This window comes from Telluria sp. Soil_C_11 (assembly GCF_057657395.1).
In genome coordinates this window covers 1-205 of the sequence record NZ_JBDGIN010000076.1, presented here as the reverse complement: position 1 = coordinate 205, position 205 = coordinate 1, and the positions used below count along the sequence as shown (strand labels likewise).

1 tRNA gene is annotated in these 205 nt (G+C 56.1%); it reads left to right on the top strand.

The annotated features are described in order from the left end of the window. Window positions 1-128 precede the first annotated feature (128 nt). A tRNA-Gly gene (locus AC3A6M_RS24960) sits at window positions 129-204 on the top strand. Window position 205: the final 1 nt, after the last annotated feature.

Genomic DNA, 205 nt, shown 5'->3' with positions numbered 1-205 from the left:
CGGGAGTAGCTCAGTTGGTAGAGCGCAACCTTGCCAAGGTTGAGGTCGAGAGTTCGAGACTCTTCTCCCGCTCCAGTCAGCGCAAGCTGAGGCTGGGGTAGCGAAAGCAGTAAAAGTAAGACTCCAATGCGGGAGTAGCTCAGTTGGTAGAGCGCAACCTTGCCAAGGTTGAGGTCGAGAGTTCGAGACTCTTCTCCCGCTCCAG